Annotated in this window: 21 protein-coding genes and 2 pseudogenes; 16 read left to right on the top strand and 7 right to left on the bottom strand. The window is 58.7% G+C overall.

Translation table 11 applies throughout. The annotated features are described in order from the left end of the window. From HX868_RS26295 to HX868_RS26285, 3 genes and pseudogenes are all read left to right on the top strand, one after another. A partial coding sequence (locus HX868_RS26295) for a ribonucleotide-diphosphate reductase subunit beta (protein WP_177004854.1) occupies positions 1–458 on the top strand: 458 nt, incomplete at its 5' end. 71 nt (positions 459–529) lie between these two features. Further along, positions 530–694: pseudogene (locus tag HX868_RS26290) on the top strand (HNH endonuclease); the annotation flags it as partial. A gap of 73 nt (positions 695–767) precedes the next feature. Continuing rightward, complete coding sequence (locus HX868_RS26285) at positions 768–1409, top strand: HAD-IB family hydrolase (protein WP_038846731.1); 642 nt, start codon at positions 768–770, stop codon at positions 1407–1409. A gap of 124 nt (positions 1410–1533) precedes the next feature. On the opposite strand, the gene HX868_RS26280 is transcribed toward HX868_RS26285, so the two are convergent. Then, positions 1534–1758 carry an AbrB/MazE/SpoVT family DNA-binding domain-containing protein gene (locus HX868_RS26280; protein ID WP_177004853.1) on the bottom strand — a complete coding sequence of 75 codons (225 nt, stop codon included), beginning with the start codon at positions 1756–1758 and terminating at the stop codon, positions 1534–1536. Positions 1759–1946: 188 nt separating this feature from the next. After that, positions 1947–2906: a LysR family transcriptional regulator gene (locus HX868_RS26275; protein ID WP_177004852.1), complete on the bottom strand. Its 960-nt coding sequence runs from the start codon at positions 2904–2906 to the stop codon at positions 1947–1949. Positions 2907–3099: 193 nt separating this feature from the next. Between HX868_RS26275 and argH the strand changes: the two genes are divergently transcribed. From argH to HX868_RS26240, 7 genes are all read left to right on the top strand, one after another. Continuing rightward, on the top strand, positions 3100–4527 hold the full coding sequence (argH, locus tag HX868_RS26270; RefSeq protein WP_177004851.1) for an argininosuccinate lyase: 1428 nt from the start codon (positions 3100–3102) through the stop codon (positions 4525–4527). 123 nt (positions 4528–4650) lie between these two features. Beyond that, entirely contained in the window at positions 4651–5529 is an 879-nt protein-coding gene (locus HX868_RS26265; protein ID WP_016979819.1) for an amino acid ABC transporter permease, read from the top strand. A gap of 24 nt (positions 5530–5553) precedes the next feature. Beyond that, complete coding sequence (locus HX868_RS26260; protein WP_010208290.1) at positions 5554–6318, top strand: amino acid ABC transporter ATP-binding protein; 765 nt, start codon at positions 5554–5556, stop codon at positions 6316–6318. Positions 6319–6343: 25 nt separating this feature from the next. Next, complete coding sequence (locus HX868_RS26255) at positions 6344–7165, top strand: ABC transporter substrate-binding protein (protein ID WP_177004850.1); 822 nt, start codon at positions 6344–6346, stop codon at positions 7163–7165. Positions 7166–7336: 171 nt separating this feature from the next. Then, positions 7337–8506 carry an MFS transporter gene (locus HX868_RS26250; protein ID WP_016979821.1) on the top strand — a complete coding sequence of 390 codons (1170 nt, stop codon included), beginning with the start codon at positions 7337–7339 and terminating at the stop codon, positions 8504–8506. Positions 8507–8560: 54 nt separating this feature from the next. Then, complete coding sequence (locus HX868_RS26245; protein ID WP_177004849.1) at positions 8561–9520, top strand: hypothetical protein; 960 nt, start codon at positions 8561–8563, stop codon at positions 9518–9520. A 93-nt stretch (positions 9521–9613) separates the two neighbouring features. Then, positions 9614–9979 carry a helix-turn-helix domain-containing protein gene (locus HX868_RS26240; RefSeq protein ID WP_177004848.1) on the top strand — a complete coding sequence of 122 codons (366 nt, stop codon included), beginning with the start codon at positions 9614–9616 and terminating at the stop codon, positions 9977–9979. A gap of 4 nt (positions 9980–9983) precedes the next feature. Here the strand turns inward: HX868_RS26240 and HX868_RS26235 are convergent, their stop codons facing one another. Continuing rightward, a complete protein-coding gene (locus tag HX868_RS26235; protein ID WP_016979825.1) occupies positions 9984–10922 on the bottom strand; it encodes a GlxA family transcriptional regulator in 939 nt (312 codons plus the stop codon). A 114-nt stretch (positions 10923–11036) separates the two neighbouring features. Here HX868_RS26235 and HX868_RS26230 point away from each other — a divergent pair, with 114 nt between their 5' ends. Continuing rightward, positions 11037–11840 (top strand): SDR family NAD(P)-dependent oxidoreductase, encoded by an 804-nt coding sequence (locus HX868_RS26230; protein ID WP_177004847.1) that lies wholly within the window; start codon positions 11037–11039, stop codon positions 11838–11840. On the opposite strand, the gene HX868_RS26225 is transcribed toward HX868_RS26230, so the two are convergent. The 3 genes from HX868_RS26225 to HX868_RS26215 all read right to left on the bottom strand — a co-directional run bounded on the left by HX868_RS26225 (position 11824) and on the right by HX868_RS26215 (position 15357). After that, positions 11824–13188: an amidase family protein gene (locus tag HX868_RS26225; protein WP_177004846.1), complete on the bottom strand. Its 1365-nt coding sequence runs from the start codon at positions 13186–13188 to the stop codon at positions 11824–11826. The genes HX868_RS26230 and HX868_RS26225 overlap by 17 nt on opposite strands. A 250-nt stretch (positions 13189–13438) precedes the next feature. Then, positions 13439–14200 (bottom strand): hypothetical protein, encoded by a 762-nt coding sequence (locus HX868_RS30945; RefSeq protein WP_246355590.1) that lies wholly within the window; start codon positions 14198–14200, stop codon positions 13439–13441. A 107-nt stretch (positions 14201–14307) separates the two neighbouring features. Further along, entirely contained in the window at positions 14308–15357 is a 1050-nt protein-coding gene (locus tag HX868_RS26215; RefSeq protein WP_177004845.1) for an MBL fold metallo-hydrolase, read from the bottom strand. Between the two features lie 123 nt (positions 15358–15480). On the opposite strand from HX868_RS26215, the gene HX868_RS26210 reads away from it, so the two are divergent. The 5 genes and pseudogenes from HX868_RS26210 (at position 15481) to HX868_RS26195 (ending at position 19533) form a co-directional block, all read left to right on the top strand. Further along, a complete protein-coding gene (locus HX868_RS26210; RefSeq protein ID WP_177004844.1) occupies positions 15481–16107 on the top strand; it encodes a TetR/AcrR family transcriptional regulator in 627 nt (208 codons plus the stop codon). 190 nt (positions 16108–16297) lie between these two features. Beyond that, the gene (locus HX868_RS26205; protein WP_177004843.1) at positions 16298–17356 is read left to right on the top strand and encodes a diguanylate cyclase; all 1059 of its coding nucleotides are present in this window, start codon (positions 16298–16300) and stop codon (positions 17354–17356) included. Positions 17357–17618: 262 nt separating this feature from the next. Beyond that, positions 17619–18386: pseudogene (locus HX868_RS31365) on the top strand (PAS domain-containing protein); the annotation flags it as partial. Next, positions 18387–18938 carry a methyl-accepting chemotaxis protein gene (locus HX868_RS31360; RefSeq protein ID WP_425504245.1) on the top strand — a complete coding sequence of 184 codons (552 nt, stop codon included), beginning with the start codon at positions 18387–18389 and terminating at the stop codon, positions 18936–18938. It begins immediately after the preceding pseudogene. A 76-nt stretch (positions 18939–19014) separates the two neighbouring features. Next, on the top strand, positions 19015–19533 hold the full coding sequence (locus HX868_RS26195) for a DUF1003 domain-containing protein (protein ID WP_177004841.1): 519 nt from the start codon (positions 19015–19017) through the stop codon (positions 19531–19533). Here the strand turns inward: HX868_RS26195 and HX868_RS26190 are convergent. Further along, a complete protein-coding gene (locus tag HX868_RS26190; protein ID WP_177004840.1) occupies positions 19530–20408 on the bottom strand; it encodes a LysR family transcriptional regulator in 879 nt (292 codons plus the stop codon). The genes HX868_RS26195 and HX868_RS26190 overlap by 4 nt on opposite strands. Between the last annotated feature and the right edge of the window lie 33 nt (positions 20409–20441).

The following is a 20441-nucleotide window of genomic DNA, read 5'->3' as shown; positions in this document are numbered from 1 at the left end:
TCTACTGCGGCTTCACCCAGATTTTGTCCATGGGCCGCCGCAACAAAATGACCGGCGTCGCCGAGCAGTTCCAGTACATCCTGCGCGATGAGTCGATGCACCTGAACTTCGGTATCGACGTGATCAACCAGATCAAAATCGAAAACCCGCATTTGTGGGATGCCGAGATGAAGGAAGAAGCGACCCAGATGATCCTGCAAGGGACTCAGCTGGAGATCGAATATGCGCGGGATACCATGCCGCGTGGGGTGTTGGGGATGAATGCGGCGATGATGGAGGACTACCTCAAGTTCATTGCTAACCGTCGTCTGTCGCAGATTGGGTTGAAGGAAGAGTATCCGGGGACGACGAATCCGTTCCCTTGGATGAGTGAGATTATGGATTTGAAGAAAGAGAAGAACTTCTTTGAAACCCGTGTGATCGAGTACCAGACTGGCGGCGCGCTGAGCTGGGATTGATTCCTGAGCCAAGTAACCCCATAAAGCCCTGACACGTTCAGGGCTTTTTTATGCCCGGTGAATGGCTACTTCTTGAAGCACATCAAACTGACCACCTCGCCCAGAAGGGTTCGGATCGCATCACCAATGCTGTAGCCTTGTGCCCCAATTGCCATCAGCGCTGTCACCGGTCGAGTGACCGGAATGCTTTCACCGAAGCGCTTTACGCCAGGATCGGAAGATTGGCACCGGAGTAAACTCCCGCTGTCACACCTGATGCACACTCAAAAAAATACCAGATAGGACCGAGGCCAACCCGTGAACCCAGACATGCTCGAAGCCGGCCCCGCTGACGCCAAAGTACTTTCCGTCTTTGACTTCGACGGCACCCTGACCCACCACGACAGTTTCGTGCCCTTCCTCAAGTTTGCCTTTGGCCCCGGTGAGTTCTATGGCCGGATGGTCAAGCTGGCGGTGCCGGGGCTGCGCTTTTTGGTGCGGCAGATCAGCCGGGATGAGTTGAAGGCGCAGTTGATCCGCACCTTTATGACCGGGGTGGAGAAGGCGTGGGTGCAGCAAAAGGCCGAGGAGTATTGCCAGAAGACCTGGGCGCGGCTGATGCGGCCGACGGGGGTGTTGTCGGTGGAGCAGGAGTTGGGCTCCGGGGCGGAGGTCACGCTGTGTTCGGCGTCGCCGGCGTTGGTGTTGCAGCCATTTGCGAATCGGCTGGGGATCAAGTTGATCGGGACGGAGCTTGAGGTGGTCGACGGGGTGTTGACCGGCAAGCTCACCGGGAACAACTGCCGCTGTGAGAACAAGGTGCTGCGGCTTGAGGCGGTGTATGGGGATTTGGGCGAGTATCGGCTGCGGGCCTGGGGCGATACGCGTGGGGATCGGGAGTTGTTGGCGGCGGCGCAGGATGCGCATTTTCGGCATTTTCATGCGAAGAAGAAACGCAAGCAGCTGCGGTAGTCGCGCACTAGCATGGGGTGCTAGGGGTTGAGAGATTGAATTACGTTGCCCCGAAATCTCGTTTTCATTAAGCCCAATCTGGAGGGTTGGGCTTTTTTATACGCGCTGTGCGTCGATACCTAACTCAATTCTTTCGGACGGTTTCTGTCTCAGCCTCGTTGATCAGATCGTCGAGGGGCACATGAATGGGCGTTTCGCTGGCGTCGAGCCGTTCCTGAACTATCTGATTCAACTCCAGAACCTCCAATCGGTCATCCTCGGACATAAAGTCGTCAGACACTGATTCGCCATGGAGAAAATAGCTGTCCCAGGCGCTTCTTGCTGAGGGGCTGTTTTTTGTTTGAGTCATGAGCATCCCACCTTTTGGCTGGCTGAAGACAATACAAGTCAGTTTGTTTGTTGCCTAGGCGGAAAATGTATCAATGCTGATGGCAGATTCGGCAGGGAACCCGGGTCGATCCCTTCGTAGCCTAGCTAGGGCTCGACAGCTCCCACATTTGATCTTCGCCGAGCCCAGATCCGTGTTTGGCAGAAGGTCTATGCCGTGGCTTTGAGGTCTACGCCCAAGGCTGTGGCGAAGGCTTTTACCATCGGGCTGCGCGGGGCGTTGTGGCGCAGGATGAGGTTGAAGGCGGTGCTCAGGTGAACTTGCTCCGGGCACAGTGCGCGCAGGCGCCCTTCTCTCACCAAAGGCATGGCGTAGTGTTCCGGCAAGAAGCCGAGGAAACGGCCAGTAAGGATCAGGATCGCAACGGCTTCCACCTGTGAAGCCGAGGCGGACTGGCTGTCGTAGTTGACGAAGTTGGCCTTGTCGCGGTGGATCGCATAGCGATGGTTGACCACTTCGTATTGGCGCAGCACTTCCGGTGTGATTTCACTCGCGTTGAACAGTGGATGTCCTACTGCGCAGTAGGCGTGGGCCTTTTCTTCATACAGCGGGAAATAGTCGAATTCTTCACGGCGCTGGTACACCGGCACGATGCCGACGATCAAGCGCCCTTCCACCACGCCGCGTTCAACTTCGTCCAATTGTGAGGCATGTAAGCGCAATCTAATCTTGGGTGATTCGCTGTGTAATTTCCCCAACGCGGCAATGAGCGGGGAATTAACGTCGGACACAGTGTTATCAATAACCCCAACACTAAGGTCACCAATAAGCTCGTTTTGCGCAGAACTAAGCTTGTCGCGAAAACTGTCCACCGAGGTAAATAACTCGATGGACGCCTGATACACCAACTTGCCTTCTTCGGTCAGCCCGAACCCTTCCCGGCCCCGCGTACACAGGCGCATGCCGATGCGAATTTCAAGGTCGGAGATCTGTTTGCTGATCGCCGCCAAGCCCACGTTCAGCTCGTTTTGCGCGGCACTGAAGCCGCCCGCTTCGACCACCGCCATGAACACGCGCAGCAATTTGAAGTCCAGCCCGCTCAACTGCAGGGGCGGTCTTGTGCCGGGTTTTGGCGGCAGGTTTCCAGAAGTGGAAAGTGGAGTTTCCATAATACGCGTTGACCTCAAGTGCCATATTCAACAGGCTTCAACCCAATCCTTGAACATAGCCAGGCGGCGATAATGAACATAAACATCCGCCCTTGGCAACCTTGAATACGGCGCGTCAGACGCTGGTTCAGTCTAGTTGAAAACTTATTTTTACTGCCTCCGACTCTTCTAAAAACAAGCGTGAGGAATACCCATGTCCCAACCCACCGACCGCCTTTGGGGCGCTCGATTCAAGAGCGGTCCGTCTGCTGCATTGGCCGCGTTGTCCCGTTGCCCTGAGCGCTATTTCCGTCTGACGCCCTACGACCTGGCCGGCTCCCGTGCCCATGCCCGTGAGTTGCAGCGCGCGGGCCTGCTGGATGAGTCGGAAACCCTGCGCACCCTGGCGGCTCTGGACGAGATCGGTGCGGATTTCGCCGCCAGTAACCTGCATCCGACCCAGGATGACGAGGACGTACACACCTTCATCGAGCGTGTATTGACCGAGCGCCTTGGCGCCCTGGGCGGAAAATTGCGCGCCGGGCGTTCGCGTAACGATCAGACCGCCAATGACCTGCGCCTTTTCCTACGGGACCATGCCCGCACCATCACCACTGAAGTGATGGGTTTGCAGCAGGCGCTGGTTGATCAGGCCGAGCAGCATATCGAGAGCATTTGCCCCGGCTTCACCCACTTGCAGCAGGCGCAGCCGATTGTGTTCGCCCACCACTTGCTGGCCCATGCCCAATCGATGTTGCGGGATGTACAGCGTTTGGTGGATTGGGATGCACGCACGGCTTTGTCGCCTTTAGGCGCAGCCGCAATGGCAGGTTCTGCGATTGCCCGTCAGCCAGAACATTCCGCCAAGGAAATGGGCTACACCGGGCCGTGCGAAAACTCCATCGACGCCGTCGCCAGCCGTGACCATGTGGCGGAGTTCCTGTTTGTGGCGGGCATGCTCGGGGTGAATATTTCGCGCTTGTCCGAAGAGTTTTGCCTGTGGTCTTCGCGGCAATTTCGCTGGGTGGTGCTGGACGATGCCTACGCTACGGGCAGCTCGATCATGCCGCAGAAGAAGAACCCGGACATTGCCGAATTGGCGCGGGGCAAGGCTGGGCGGTTGATTGGCAACCTGACGGGGTTGATGTCGACGCTCAAGTCGTTGCCGCTGTCGTACAACCGTGATTTGAGTGAAGACAAGCACAGCGTGTTGGACAGTGTGGATACCTTGTTGCTGGTGTTACCGGCGATGGCGGGAATGGTTGCGACCATGAAGGTGCAGGTACAAGAGCTGCGGCGTCAGGCGCCGATGGGTTTTACCTTGGCGACTGAGGTGGCGGACTGGTTGGCCACCCGTGGTGTGCCGTTTAAAGAGGCTCACGAGATTACCGGCGCGTTGGTGCAGGCCTGTGAGAAGCATGAGATTGAGCTGTGGGAAGCCTCGCCGGCGATGTTGGCGGAGGTGGATGCACGACTCACACCAGAAGTGCGCGACTGCTTGACCCTAGAAGCGGCGATTGCGGCGCGCAGTGGGTGGGGTGGGACGGCGCCAGAACGGGTCAAAGAGCAGATTGATCGGTTGAAAACGGCCCTGGCGGCTCAGCAGCAATGGGCTGACAGCTACACCGGCTTCCGAATTTGACCCTATCCCTGTAGGAGCCCGGCTTGCCGGCGATGGTGGCCTCAAGGACGCCATCGCCGGCAAGCCGGGCTCCTACAGGGGGGGCGCATGTCTTTAGATTGATCGTAGTTTCGGAGATTCACCATGAACCAAACCCCGGCAGAGCGCTTGGAAGCCGAGCGCAAGTTGTCCGAGAACCAATTCGATATCACGCAGTACGAGCACGTGCCGCGTCGCTATTACGGGCGGATGTTTTTTGCCACGCTGATCGTGATCGTGCTGGCCGCGCTGTTGCGTGCGTTTGCCAACGGCCAGATCGAATGGTCCTACATCGGGCAGTTCCTCACATCTGAAGCCATCCTCTGGGGCCTGGTGAATACTATCGTCATGTCGATCCTGGCGATGGCGCTGGGCGTGGTGATCGGCGTGATTACGGCGATCATGCGCATGTCGGCCAACCCGATCCTGCGCTATGTGGCCATCACCTACACCTGGCTGTTCCGGGGCACGCCGCTGATCCTGCAACTGCTGTTGTGGTTCAACCTGGCGTTGATCTTCCCGGTGATCGCGATTCCCGGCCTGTTCAGCATCGACACCGTCGACCTGATGACGCCGTTCGTGGCTGCCCTGCTCGGCTTGAGCATCAATCAGGGCGCCTACACGGCCGAAGTGGTGCGCGCCGGTTTGCTGTCGGTGGATACCGGCCAGTACGAAGCCGCCAAGTCCATCGGCATGCCGAGCCTTCAGGCGTTGCGTAGGATCATTCTTCCCCAGGCGATGCGCGTGATCATTCCGCCTGTAGGCAACGAGTTCATCAGCATGGTGAAAATGACCAGCCTGGCCAGCGTAATCCAGTACTCGGAGCTGCTGCACAACGCCCAAAACATCTACTACGCCAACGCGCGGGTCATGGAGCTGCTGATCGTAGCCGGCATCTGGTACCTGGCGGTGGTGACTGTTCTTTCATTTGGTCAAAGCCGCCTCGAGCGTCGTTTTGCCCGCGGCGCCGGCAAGCGTTCGTAAGTCTGTGTTGAGGAGATTTGCCCCATGAGAAGCATCGTCAAGGCCGTCAACCTGAACAAGTATTACGACCAGTATCACGCGCTGCGTGACATCAATATCGAGGTCGAGCAAGGCGAAGTGATGTGCATCATCGGCCCGTCGGGTTCCGGTAAAAGCACCCTGCTGCGCTGCGTCAACCAGCTGGAAAAAATCGACAAGGGCGGCCTGTGGGTCGACGGCGAACTGGTGGGTTACCGCGTCGTCGGCAACAAGCTGCATGAGATGAACGAATCGCAGATCGCCCGCCAGCGCTTGGCCACCGGCATGGTGTTTCAACGCTTCAATTTGTTCCCGCATATGACCGTGTTGCAGAACATCATCGAAGGCCCGTGCCAGGTGCTCAAGCGCTCGCCCAAGGAAGCCATCGAAGACGCGCTGGAGCTGCTGGCCCGTGTCGGCCTGGCGGACAAGCGCAATGCCTATCCGGTGGAGTTATCCGGGGGACAGCAACAGCGTGTGGCGATTGCCCGTGCGCTGGCGATGCGACCCAAATTGATGCTGTTTGACGAACCCACGTCAGCCCTCGACCCGGAGCTGGTAGGCGAAGTGCTGTCGGTGATGCGCGATTTGGCCACCACCGGCATGACCATGATCGTGGTCACCCATGAACTGGGCTTCGCCCGTGAAGTGTCCAACCGCATGGTGTTTATGGATGCCGGCCAGATTGTGGAAGCCGGCAGCCCCGAAGAAATTCTAATAAGCCCACAAAACCCGCGTACCCAAAGCTTTATTTCTGCCGTTCGCACTTAACTAAAAAACAAACGAGAACGCCCCCATGAAAAAATTGTTTATCCCAACGTTGCTCGCAGGCTTGATGGCCTCCACTGCAGTTTTCGCGGCATTGCCGGCGGCAATCAAGGACAAGGGTGAGATCAGCGCGGCCATCGTGCCGAACTATCCGCCGATGGACTTCAAGGACCCGGCCACCAACAAGATCACCGGCCTGGACTTCGACCTGGGCAACGCCCTGGCCGAGCGCCTGGGCGTGAAGATCAAGTGGCAGGAAACCGGCTTCGAGCAGATGCTCAGCGGCCTGACCACCAAGCGCGTGGACATTGTGCTGTCGGGCATGACCGACACCGCCGAGCGCCAGAAATCCGTGACCTTCATCGACTACTTCACCAGCGGCCCGCAGTTGTACACTATGGCCAAGCGTGAAGACCTCAAGGAATTGACTGACCTGTGCGGTAAAAAAGTCGGCACCAGTCGCCGTACCACCTGGCCGTCGGAAATTGCCGCATGGAGCAAGGAAAACTGCGAAGCGGCGGGTAAGCCGGCGATCGTGGTGATCGGCACTGAAGGCTCGGCGGATGCGCGGGCGCAGTTGCAGCAGAACCGCTTGGATGCGGCGATGCAGGGCAGCGAGACCATTCCCTACTTGATGTCGCTGGACAAGGGCAAGTACAAGCCGGTGGGCCTGGCGATTTCCAAGCAATTCACGGGGCTTGGGATTGAGAAGAGCAACACTGAACTGGTCACGGCGATCAGTGAGGCGTTGCAGGGCATGATCGATGATGGGACGTACGGCAAGATCCTGAAAAAGTGGGACCTGGAGCAAGGCGCCGTAGAAAAAATCTCCATCAACTCCGGCCAGTAATTGGGAAGCGCTTTTTGTGGCGAGCGAGCTTGCTCGCGTTGGGGTGCGAAGCGCCCCTGAAAGCCGGTGACTGCTGCGCAGTCAAACGGGAGCAAGCTCCCTCGCCACAGAAGCCCGCCTTATCCGTGATGTGTGTTGTGTTGAAAAAATAATAAGGACACTCGCCCCGCCGTGGCCACCTACTCTCTGGTAATCCGCCGCCTGATGATTTGCTCGCTGACCATTGTCATCAGTCGGGCAATGACCAGTCCCTTGATGACTTTGCTGCTGAGCCGACGCCTGGGCCTCGATCAGCAGGACATCGGCTTGCTGATGGGCATCGCGGTGTTTACCGCCACCTTGATGGGCCTCTACGGCGGCTACGTCATCGACCGCATGGAAAAGCGCAAGCTGCTTATCCTGGCGATGCTCTCAAGCTCCATCGGTTTTCTGTTACTGACCTTTGCCACCAACCTCTACCTCACCACGTTGACGCTGGTGATTACCGAGTCGGCATCGGCGCTGTTCCTGATCGGCTCCAAGGCGATCATCAGCGAAAACCTGCCGGTGGAGCAGCGCGCCAAGGTGTTTTCACTGCGCTACACCCTCACGAATATCGGCTACGCCACGGGCCCTATGGTCGGCGTGGTGATTGCCGGGCAGATGCCGCTGTTGCCATTTATGCTGTCCAGCGCCATTGCGTTTATCAGCGTGTTCCTGATGATCGGCATCCCGCCCACCCTGCGTGATGAAAGCAGCAAACCCTTGAGTTTTCTCACCACCCTGAAAACCCTGCGCAACGACCGCAGCCTGGTGCTGTTCACCGGCGGCAGCCTGTTGAGCACCATCGTGCATGGCCGCTACACCTTGTACCTGTCGCAATTTCTGTTGGTGATTCACAACCCGGATGATGCGCTGAAGATTCTTTCCGCGGTGCTGGCCTGTAACGCCATTACCGTGATGTTGCTGCAATACCAGATCGGCCGCTTCCTCAAGCGTGAACAACTACGTTACTGGATCCTGCTGGGCACTGCGCTGTTCATCGGCGGCCTGCTCGGCTTCAGTCAGGCCGACAGCCTGCTGTCATGGTGTGTGGCGATGTTCGTGTTTACGTTGGGCGAGATGATTATCTTCCCGTCCGAATTCCTGTTTATCGACACCCTCGCTCCCGAGTCGCTGCGAGGCAGTTACTACGGCGCACAGAACCTGGCGGCCTTCGGCGGCGCGTTGAGCCCGGTGATTTGTGGCTATCTGTTGATCAACTCACCGCCGACCACGATGTTTTATGCACTGGCCGGGTTGACGGCGGTGGGCGGTACGCTGTGCTTCTTGAGCGGGCGACGGGTTGCAGGTTCTTGCTGATATTTACGCAGGATCCCGCTATTAATAGCGAAACCTCTCACGGACCCGAGCCCCATGAAATTCGACACGGCCTACAGCCTGAGTCTCGATGACAAGCTGTCGATCTATGACGTACGAGACCTGAATTTCGACGAAACCGCTGATTTCGATTCCGACCAGGACTGCTTCCTCTGCCCCAATGATGAATGCCGTGCGGCGTTTGATACCAGCAACGCACTGAGCACGTTCAACGCCAAAAACGTCAATTACCTGCGCACGCCGCATTTCAAGAACAAGACCGGCACCCGGCATATAGCGGGTTGCCGCTACGCCAGTAGCCATAAAACCGCGACAGGTGAAAATGACGACGAGCGTGAAGACAACTTCCCATCGGAGTTTGTCCTCACTCGTCGTCAGTACGAACGCAAAAATCGGCTTGCCGGGGCAGAGGGAAACATCTCACACGATCCAGTGAAGGCGCCTTCAAATCCAAGCTCCGTCTCCCACAGCACCAATGACAGCACCAATGACAGCACCCCAGACAAAACCAGCGTGTTCGCCCACCCTGTGGAATGTTTCGTGTCCAACCTCGACGACAAGGACAAGCTCAAGTCCATGCCGCTGAAGGTCGGTGACCACACCGCGACCTACTGGACGTTTTTCAAGAAGATCGAGTACCTGCAGGACAACAAAGGCCTGATCTACTGGGGCAAGATCAAAGAAATCAAAGACTACACCAGCAGCTTTCGCATCGACTTCGAAAAGAAAGTGTGGCTCGACAAGAAGCCCTACTCGGTCAACGTCTATCTGAGCAAAAAGCTCATTGAAAACTACCGCAAGCGCAAAGCGTTTTTAGAGCAGATCAAGGCGGCGGTGGACAGTGAGCGTGCACTGTACTGCTTCTTCTACGGGGTGACGCCGGAGCTGCAACAGGTGCCGAGCAAAAGGAATCCCGAGCAGACGTTTGGGGTATTCAGCGCGAACATCGAGAACCTGGACCACCTGATCATTCGGGAGGCGCCAGGGGTAGAATAGTGGGTCAACAAAAATCCAGTTGATGAGCGGTCAAAACAACTGTACAAAAACACAGTATAGTTTGTCCTCCCCCGTCGAACCTGGAGAAACCCCATGTCCTCTCTGGCAATGAGCTCTTTCGTAGAACAGCAGATCGTCCTGCATCAATTCACCGCCAAGCACAGCGTGCAGGCCCGCGCGATGTTGGGCTGGAGCCGGGAAGACCTGGCGCGCCAGGCCGGTGTGGCGGTTGAGGCGGTTCAACAGTTTGAAAACCAACATGACGTGGGTGATGAAACCCGCCTGGCCTTGGCGTTTCGGTTGGAGGCTGAAGGGCTGGTGTTCTTCCCAGGGTTTGCGCCGGGGTGGGGGATGAGTGTGCGCCGGTTTGACTCCGAAGAACCGGAGCCTGTAGCGCAAGGCATCCTCTCTCGTCTGATAGGGCCAACGTCGGCACCACTTGAACCTAGTGGTGCATAGAGCCTCACGCCTGCAGTTGCAACGCCCGACGCATCATCTGCGGCGGTTGGCCAAAGGCACGCAGGAAGGCGCGGCGCATACGCTCCGGGTCACCGAAGCCGGTCTCCCGAGCGATGATATCGATGGAATGATCGCCAGACTCAAGCAACAGGCGGGCTGCCTCGATGCGCAACCGCTCGATAGCCTTGGCGGGTGACTGGCCGGTTTCTGTGCGGAACAATCGGCTGAATTGGCGCGGGCTCAAATGGGCGACTTCAGCCAACTGATCCACTGAGAGATCGTCCTGCAAGTGTTCTCGGGCGTAGACCAGGGCGGTTTGCACTCGATCGGATTTGGGGTCGATTTCCAGCAAGGCGGAAAATTGTGACTGGCCACCTGCGCGTCGGTGGTAGACCACCAATTTACGCGCCACTGCGCGTGTAACCTCAACCCCCAGGTCATGTTCGACCAAAGCCAGGGCCAGGTCGAGGGCGGCGGTCAGGCCGGCTGAGGTCCAGAGCGGACCATCGACGGTGAAGATACGGTCTTCCTCCAGCCGTACGTTTGGATAGGCCTGACGAAACGTGTGGGCGTGGTACCAATGGGTCGTCGCTTTGCGGCCCTCCAGCAACCCGGCGGCGGCCAGATAGAAAGAACCGGTGCAGGCGGATGTCACGCGACGCGAAGTGAGCATGGCTTGCTGCAAGTAGGTCAGCATGCCAGGCGTGGCTTTCAGCAATTCGTTGTCTCCCACCACCAGCACTGTGTCGTAGTGCTGTTGGCCGAAGGGCACAGTGTCGATGGCAAAGCCCATGGAGCTTTTGATCGGCCCACCGTGTTCCGACAAAAGGTCCACACGATAGAACGGTTGGCCCAACTCAAAGTTGGCGAATTCGAACACGGTGCTGGTGCCCAGGCTGAGCATCTGGAACCCGGGAAACAGCAGAATACCAATAGATACCATGGTGAAACCTCATGTCCCGAAAAGAGGGATATATGACATTGCAGCCAATACATTACACCCATAATCTTGAATCCAACAAGGCCGCCCTTCCCCGGCCCTTCTGGAGCAACTGCAATGACTCAATCCAAAGGTTATGCCCTGATCACTGGCGCTTCGTCCGGGATCGGTGCCGTGTATGCCGACCGCCTGGCTCGCCAGGGTTACGACCTGATTCTGGTGGCACGCAACCAGCAGCGACTGGACCAACTCGCGGCCCGACTGAAAGCCGAGACCCAACGGGACATCCAGACAGAGGCGGCCGACCTCAACCTGCCTGCCGACCTGGCGCGCATTGAACAGATTCTGCTTGAAGACAGCCGCATCAGCCTGCTGGTGAACAACGCCGGCGTCGGTGCGACGGCATCACTGCTGGCCTCGGACGCGGGCAAGATGGACGCCATGATCCTGCTCAATGTCCTTGCGCTCACTCGCCTGGCAAAAGCCGCCGCGACCAATTTTGTCGCCGAAGGCCGTGGCACCCTGATCAACATCGGGTCGATCGTCGCGATCGCGCCTAAGTTGTTGAATGGTGTGTACGCCGGCACCAAGGCCTTTGTACAGGCGTTCAGCGAATCCCTCGACCATGAACTGAGCGATAAGGGTGTCAATGTTCAAGTGGTGCTGCCCGGCGCCACCGCCACCGAGTTCTGGGATGTCGCGGGGCTGCCCGTGAACAACCTCCCCGACACCATCGTCATGACCACGGAAAATCTGGTGGATGCCGCGCTGGCAGGCCTTGCCCAGGGTGAAAAGGTGACAATCCCCTCATTGCCCGACCGCCTGGACTGGGACACCTACGAAACAGCACGCCTGGCGCTGGGGCCCAACCTGTCACATCGCTCCCCAGCGGCACGTTATGGCGTCAAAGTGCCGGTTTGACCGCTACCTGAGCGGCCTGCTCATACCCATGGGCCACTGCCAGCAAGGTGGGTTCGGCCCATTGGGTACCAAAAAAGTAGGCACTGGTGGGTAGGCCATCCTCATCGACACCAGACGGTACGGCGATTCCCGGATAGCCGGCCGCCGCGACACCGAAGTAGCTGTTGGTGTCGAAATCCGACACCATTGCGTCTAGGTTTTCTGCCTTGATCGGGTCATCAATCGTACTTTTGAAATCCTGGATGAGCGCATCCCACAGTGGCTTGCGCTCCTCTGGCGTCAGCGTTGAGGCGCTGATTTCCTTGAGCACCGGTTGATGATCCGTCTCACTGCCGTCACGTAAATCGTTGAACCGGATCAGTTCAGTCAGCGACTTGGCCGGCAACCCCGAGCGCTTGCCCAGGTAGGTGTTCAGCTCGTCCTTCACATCCGAGAGCAACAGTTCGTCGTAGCGTGAGGCATCGGCCAGGCGCAGGTTGACCGGCACCAACACCGCGCCTTGCTCGCGAAGCACTTCCAGTGTCCGATTGAACTGCGTGCTGTTCTCCACTGGCAGGGTTTCGCCATCTTTGGAGAAGGTGGCAGGATAGCCAATACGCTTGCCTTTCAAGGCCCCTGGCACCAGCAACTGCGTGTAATCGATACCTCGGGGCGCTCCCACACTTGCCGGGTCCTTAGGATCACTGCCTGACATGGCGTTGAGCATCAGCGCAGCGTCAAACACCGAACGCGTCATCGGACCCGGTGTGTCCTGGTGATGACTCGCCGGAATAATCCCGTTACGATCTAGCAGCCCGACAGTAGGCTTGAACCCGACAATACCGTTGCGTGCTGCCGGCACAATGATCGAACCACTGGTTTCTGCCCCCACCGCCAAAGGCGCCAAGCCAGCAGCAACCGCTGCAGCGGAACCGGAGCTGGAACCTCCAACGTCCGCATCCACGTGATGAGGGTTACGGGTTTGCCCGCCACGACTGCTCCAGCCATCGGCCACCCCACGAAACCCCGCCATTTCGGTCATATTGGTTTTACCGAGGATCACTGCGCCCTGCTTGATCAGGTAGTCAACCAACGGGGCGTTCTTGCCAGCAGCTTCACCGACGAGCCCAAACGCACCCGCACTGGTTTGCATACCCTCGGTTTCGATCGTGTCCTTGAGCAAGATAGGAATGCCATGCAGCGGCCCGCGCACGTTGCCGCTGGCCCGCTCACGATCCAACTCACGTGCGGTTTCATATGCCTTGGGGTTGAGCTCGATGACAGCGTTGAGTTGCGGATCCAGCCTGCGAATCCGCTCCTGCAGGTGAGTGACCAGATCGGCCGAAGTAAGCCCGCCCGGGAGGGCCATTTGCCTGCTGAGCTCGTTGACACTGAGGTACTCAGTACCGACAGCCACAGGTTTTGAAGCAACGGGTGAGTAGTCTCCAGCGAAGGCCTGTACGACTTGCCGGACCAGGGAGCCCGCGCCATATGCGATTCCCACCGATGCGATTCCTAACATAAGACCTCTTGAGGAGTAAGAAATGAAGAAGGACCAACGTTGATCCGTAGGTCAGTCTAAAAACTCCTCTCCCTCCAGGCTGCGCGACGCGGGCCCGTCAGGGTGTGGGATAGTTCAACGTAGCAGGTGGCCCCTCCTGCACCTCCATTATTCGACGAACGCTTCGATACCGCTGGACCAGGGGTGCCAGCCAATTCTTCGCCCATTCTGAACTGTAGAACCACAGCGTCGCATCCTCCCCGAGCGGCTCGCCAAGCCTTGGGTAGCCATTCAAGCAAGCTGCGTGGAATGCAGTGCTGCGGCTGTCGGATACCAGGGCATCCAGTCGGTATTCATGCACAAGGTCATCGATTTCATTGCGACCAGGCAGAGTGTGGCTGGACCGGAGTGCATGCACCGGTACCAGTTCGGCGCCGGATCGGCGAAGGATGTCCAGCGCTCTCAGGAAGGAGGGTGTGTGCTCGACCTGCTCATGCTCATCATCATCCACAAACCGCTCGGCAAACCCCACGCGCCTGCCGCCTAGCGCCTGAGCAGCCGTGAAGGTCGTGTTGTTTTCCACCAAGGGGACTTCCACCATCACCGGCCCTGAGGGATCGATACCACTCAAGGCAATCAATGAAAGCGATGGGTCGCGCAGGGGTTTCAGGGGAAGACTCGGAGCGTCATACCCCGGGATCGGGATGCTTGCCCCCAGCTTCCCATAGACATGGGGATCGACACCAAAAGCGATACTTCGCGGGCTGGCAAGCCCAGTAGGTGCAGTGACCAGACACGACGATTCTGCCAGCTCAGACGCAGACTGCCGCGCCGGAAAAGCCACACCCGCTTGCCAACATTTCCCACCTATCTTCTCCATAGAACCTGGCCCCGACAAAAGACGTTCCGGGGATCATCGCATCCTTGGCTGGCACCTGTCGCAGGCCTGAAACAGCTTGAAAACTCCTTTTTCCGACGCTTCGTTTGTCAGCCGGCGAGGTGTTCCTGTGCAACTTGGGTTTCAACGTCCAGCCACCACGCATACCCTCGCTCGGGCTGGTTCAAGCTGAACGCCTGTCCCATCTGCGGTGTGGTGATAAACACGTTGCGCTCCCAGGCCAGGGCCATGATGCGGTCGAACGGTTCGTGCCAGGCATGGAACGCCAGGTCGAAGGTGCCGTTATGAATCGGCAGCAACCAACGGCCTTTGAGGTCGATATGCGCTTGAAGGGTTTGCTCAGGTTGCATGTGCACGTGGGGCCAATCGACGTTGTAAGCACCTGTTTCCATAAGCGTCAGATCAAACGGGCCGTACTGTTCGCCGATGCGTTTAAAGCCATCGAAGTAGCCGGTATCACCACTGAAAAAAATCCGCCGTGCGCCATCAATCATCACCCAGGAACACCACAAGGTCTGGTTGGCATCGAACAGGCCCCGCCCGGAAAAATGCTGCGCAGGCGTGGCGACAAATCGAATGCCATCCACCTCGGTGCCCTGCCACCAATTCAGCTGCCGCACTTTGCTGGCCTCCACGCCCCATTTCACCAGGATATCCCCGACGCCCAGCGGCGCGAGAAAGTAGCGGGTCTTCTCAGCCAATTGGACGACAGCATTGCGGTCAAGATGGTCGTAGTGGTTGTGGGAAAGAATCACTGCCTCTAGCGGCGGCAGCTCTTCAAGACTGATCGGCGGCTGATGGAAACGCTTGGGGCCGGCCCAACTGAACGGCGACGCACGCTCGGCGAACACCGGATCGGTCACCCAGAATTTACCGCGCATTTTCAGTAAGACGGTGGAATGCCCGAGGCGAAACACGCTGTGATCCGGCGCCGCCAGCAACTGCTCACGGGTCAGCGGCTGTACCGGAATCTGCCCCACCGGCCGCGTGCTGCGCGGCTTGTTGAACAGCATGTTCCAGAAAATACGCAAGGTTTTGCCGAAGCCACCCTGCTGCACGGGCGCCTCATTGCTGAAGTGCTCCTGGTCTTGCTTGGGCGCTGCCGGCGAAGAATCAACGCGGGACGAAATCGTGGCCATTTACAGGTGACTCCTACAGACCGCTCTTAAATTACACTGCACAGTGTAGTTTCAAGATTGCAACAAAATACACAGCAAGTAAACTACAGAGTGTAACTTTCCTTGACGAGCCGAGCCCCCTCCATGACTGCCCCACAACGCCTCACCGACCGTAAACGCGAAGCCATCGTGGCCGCGGCCATCGCTGAATTTCGCGAAAACGGTTTCGAGGTGACCAGCATGGATAAGATCGCCGCCACCGCCGGCGTTTCCAAGCGCACGGTGTACAACCACTTCCCCAGCAAAGAAGAGTTGTTCGCCGAAATTCTCCATCAACTCTGGGCCAGCAGCGTTGCGCAGCTCGACGTCAACTACGCCAGCGACCGCCCGCTGCGCGAACAATTGCGCGGCTTGCTGGAAGCGAAGATGAAGATGATGGCGGATGCCAATTTCCTCGACCTGGCCCGGGTCGCCATCGCCGCCACCATCCATTCGCCGGAGCGCGCGCAAGACATGGTTACCCGCCTGAGCAAGCGCGAAGAAGGTTTTACCCAATGGGTACGCGCCGCCCAGGACGATGGCCGGCTCAATTGCAGCGACCCGGCATTTGCCGCCCACCAGATCCAGAGCCTGCTCAAGGCGTTTGCATTCTGGCCGCAGATTACCCTGGGCCAACCAGTCCTGGACGCCGCCAGTCAGGCCAGTGTTATCGAGTCGGCTATCGACCTGTTCCTGGCCGGCTACGAAGTCACGTCGCCCCGGCAGCTGTAAAAACCTGTTGTGTGAACGACATTCCAGGTCGTTTTTGACGTATTCGCACGCTGTCCTGAGCAAATGGCTTGGAAGGACACTGATTATTCCCACGCGAATAACTGACAATATTCACAATTCTTATCCGATCAACGGTTCAACCCGCTGACGCACCTTGCCGCACCTGCAAAAAAAACGGCTCCAGGAATTTATGGAAAACAGACGAGGCAAAGGGCTTTCATTTGCCAGACGTATCTACAAGCCAAGGATTATCGGCTTGGGCATCGGCTGCATCAGTGTCACAGGCGCTCTTTATCCGCTCGCAATGCCGGGGTGGGTCTGGGCATTCCTGTTGTTCAACGGTTTCGCCTGGGCACATGTGGCCTACCAACTCTCAGCGCGCTCGCAATTCCCCTACCAGGCCGAGCAACGCAACCTGCTGTACGACTCATTGTTCGGCGGGTTCTGGGCCGCCGCCACGCAGTTCACACCACTGACAACCGTTACCATCCTTTCCATGATGACCATGAACAACGTGGCGGCGGGCGGCAAGCGGCTGTTCCTGCGTGGCCTGCTGGCGCAAGCGGCCGGTATCGGGGTCGCCTGTGCGCTTTTCGGTATCAGATTCAACCCCAACGTCAGCCTCACCCAGGTATACACCTGCCTGCCGATGCTGACGCTCTACCCCATGGCCATCGGCACGGTTTGCTATCAGTTGGCGATTAAGTTGTCGGAACACAAACGCGCACTCAGCGCACTCAGCCGAACCGACAGCCTCACCGGACTGCTGAACCACGGCTCATGGAAAGACTTGCTGCATCTTAAATTTCATAAGTGCCAACAGCAGCAAAGCCATGCCACCATCGCGTTGATCGATATCGATCACTTCAAGCAGATCAATGACACCCACGGCCACATCGTTGGCGACGCGGTCCTGCGTCAACTGAGCCTGGAGTTGCGACGCAACTTGCGTGAAAACGACCTGGCCGGGCGTTACGGTGGCGATGAATTCTGTGTGATTCTTCCGCAAGTTCCGCTGGAAGAGGCGGCACAGGTGATGGAACGCATGCGCGAGACCTTCAGCAATTACCGCAACCCGCAAATCCCAGAATTGCGCGTGAGCCTGAGCATCGGCCTGGCTGATTTCCAGCCCTTCTTTACCGACGCCGCCATGTGGCTGAATGCGGCGGATCGCGCGCTGTATGCCGCCAAGGACACCGGGCGTAACCGGGTCAACATCAGCGAAGCAGTGATCGCTCATTCCGCCTGAGGTTGTCCTACGACTCCTCGTCTGAATCCTCGTGCCTGCACGCCAGGAGAAAGCATAATGCCACCACTTGTCGGCTACCCAAAAAAGGTCCTGCCCCTGAGGCGAACTTCTTGCCAGGCTGATCACTCTGAACCCGTTGTTCCACCCCCGCTGTCGGCACAAGGAAGCTGACAATGAGCAAGTCAACCGTATAGCGAATGCCTTACGGGGGCAGGCGCATACCCAAGGAAACCCAGAAGCTTGCTTGCCCGAGCCCCCGAACATGCTATTTAAAGCCCATAAAAAAACCATCAATGCCCTGCAACACACCGTCGCCCAACAGGCCAGCCTGCTGGAGGCCATCGAGCGCTCCATGGCGGTGATCGAATTCGACCTGTCCGGCACGGTGCTGCGGGCCAATGCCAATTTCCTCCAGACCATGGGCTACCGCGCCGAACAGATCGAGGGCCAGTCCCACCGCATGTTCTGCACCCCGGCGTTCGCCCGCAGCGCCGAGTACAGCCAGTTGTGGTCGAACCTGCGCAATGGCCAGTTCCAATCCGGCACCTTTGAACGGGTGGCGGGCGATGGCCAGTCGGTATGGCTGGAGGCCAGCTACAACCCAGTACGCGATGATGCGGGCCACGTCATCAAAGTGGTGAAGTACGCCATGGACGTCACGCCGCGCCTACAGGCCGAAAGCGAAGCCAATGCCAAGCTGGAAGCCATCGGCCGTGCCATGGCGGTCATTGAGTTCAACCTCGACGGTACCATCATCACGGCCAACGCCAACTTCCTGCAGCGCATGGGTTACACCCTGGCGCAGATCCAGGGCCAGCATCACCGCATGTTCTGCACCCCAGAGCTGGCCAACAGTTCGACCTACAGCGACTTCTGGAAGCGCTTGAACCAGGGCGAAATGTTCAGCGGCCAGTTCGAACGGGTGGATAAGATCGGCCAGGCCGTGTGGCTCGAAGCGAACTACAACCCGGTGTACGACGCCAGCGGGCGCCTGTGCAAAGTGGTGAAGTTCGCCTCGGACGTGACCGCCATGGTGCAGCAACATACCGCCGACGCCGCCAGTGCGGCCCAGGCGTATCACATCTCCCTGAACACCCGGGACATCGCCGAAAAAGGCGCCGAAGTGATTCAGCAAACGGCCAGCGGCATGCGCGATATTGCTGCGGATATCGACGGGTCCTCGCAGCTGATCGCCAAGCTGGGCGAGCGCTCGCAACAGATCACTGCCATCGTCAACACCATTCGCGGCATCGCCGACCAGACCAACCTGCTGGCGCTCAACGCCGCCATCGAGGCGGCGCGTGCCGGCGAGCAAGGTCGTGGGTTTGCCGTGGTAGCCGATGAAGTGCGGCAACTGGCAGCGCGCACCAGCGGCTCCACGGCGGAAATTTCCAGCATGATCGCGATGATCCAGGACGAAACCCGCCAGGCCATCCACAGCATGGACGGCACCCGCGACCGCGCTGCCCTGGGTGTGGAGCTGGCTAACCAAGCCGGTACCGTCATCGTGCAGATCCGCGAAGGCACCAGCGAGGCCGTGCAAGCGGTGAGTGCATTCGCCAATGAGCGCGGTGGCAACTGACCCGATCTTCATACGGAGCGCTGGGGGCTCGGTCTATAGTGCTTGCTTGTCTTCAAGCAAACAATCCGAGCCCGCCATGACCCCAGAAAAGACCGAAACCGCCGCCGTCGACCACCTGCGCTTTCATCGTCCCCACGCCCACTTGGCGCCTACATTCGGTAATGACACGTTTGCCCTAAAGGCCGAAGCGTTCGCCCGTTTCTTCGGCACGCCCACCTTCCTCGGCGCGCAAACCGCCATCGTGGTGTTGTGGGTGGTGCTGAACATGACCGGGATCACGCACTTCGATGTGTACCCGTTCATCTTGCTCAACCTGGCTTTCAGCCTGCAATCGGCCTATGCCGCGCCGCTGATCCTGCTGGCCCAGACGCGTCAGGCCGCGCGCGACAAGGCGCAATCGGACGCCGACGCCCAGCACCGCGAAGCCCTGGCCATTGCCAATACAGAGCGCCAGGCCCAGGCCGCGCAGACCACCAAACAGTTGCTGGAGCTGCTGGAGCAGAACACCCGACTAACGGAAATGACCAAGCAACTGACCGAACATATCGAAAGCCTGACCAGCGAAATGCACGAGCATTTTGTGCGAAAAACCTAAGGCAACCGCAGGTGTCGCCCCAGCTCATCAAACAACGTCACCACCGAGCGCAGCGCCCGGCAGTCCGGACGCGTGAGCAACCACAATGCCGTGTCGTGCCCTGCCAGTGCGCAGCCCAGCGGTTGTAGGCCGTGCCCCACTAGAAAGTCCGGCAGCGCCGCTACCCCCAGCCCCGCTCGCACCAACTCGGTGACCGACAACATGCTGTTGCAGCGATAGCTGGGACGCACGCCGGGCAAGTGCTCGCGGCGCCAGACGACCGTGGGATGGTCCGCCAGGAAATCATCCGGGGCGATCCAAGGCAGGTCAGCCAGCTCGCGGCCTTCGTGCTGTTGGGCGAACCCCGGGCTGGCACACACCTGATACGCCACATTGCCCAGACGCCGGCCCACCAGATGCTCCGGCGGCGTGCGGGTCAGGCGCAGGGCGATATCGGCGTCGCGACGGCTGAGGTTGGCAAAATCGTTCGACGTGCTCAGTTCCAGGGTCAGCGCGGGGTACTGCGGCATGAACTGCGCCAGGGCCGGCAACAGCAAGCCTTGCAGCACAGAATCGGTACAGGTCAGGCGCACCGTGCCGCTGATCACCTCACCACCTTGCTCCACACCAATGCGTGCGGCCTCCAGCGCTTGCTCGGCGCGTTCCGCCTGCTGCGCCAAGTTGCTCGCCAGGCTGGTGGGCAGGTAGCCGGCGCGGCTTTTTTCGAACAGTGTCTGGCCCAGCGCGGCCTCCAGGCGCCGCACTGCGCGAAACACCGTGGACACATCCACCCGCAACAACGCTGCCGCCCGCCCGAGCGTACCGCCGCGGACCAGGGCAAGGATCAGCGACAGATCCGGGTAGTCGATTGAATAGTGCGTTGTTGCATTGAGCATGTGTCTAAACGCCCATATTGATTGCATAGACGC

Origin of the sequence: Pseudomonas reactans (assembly GCF_013385825.1) — a bacterium.
Classification (GTDB): Bacteria; Pseudomonadota; Gammaproteobacteria; order Pseudomonadales; family Pseudomonadaceae; genus Aquipseudomonas; species Aquipseudomonas reactans.
This window is presented reverse-complemented; position numbering and strand designations above follow the sequence as displayed.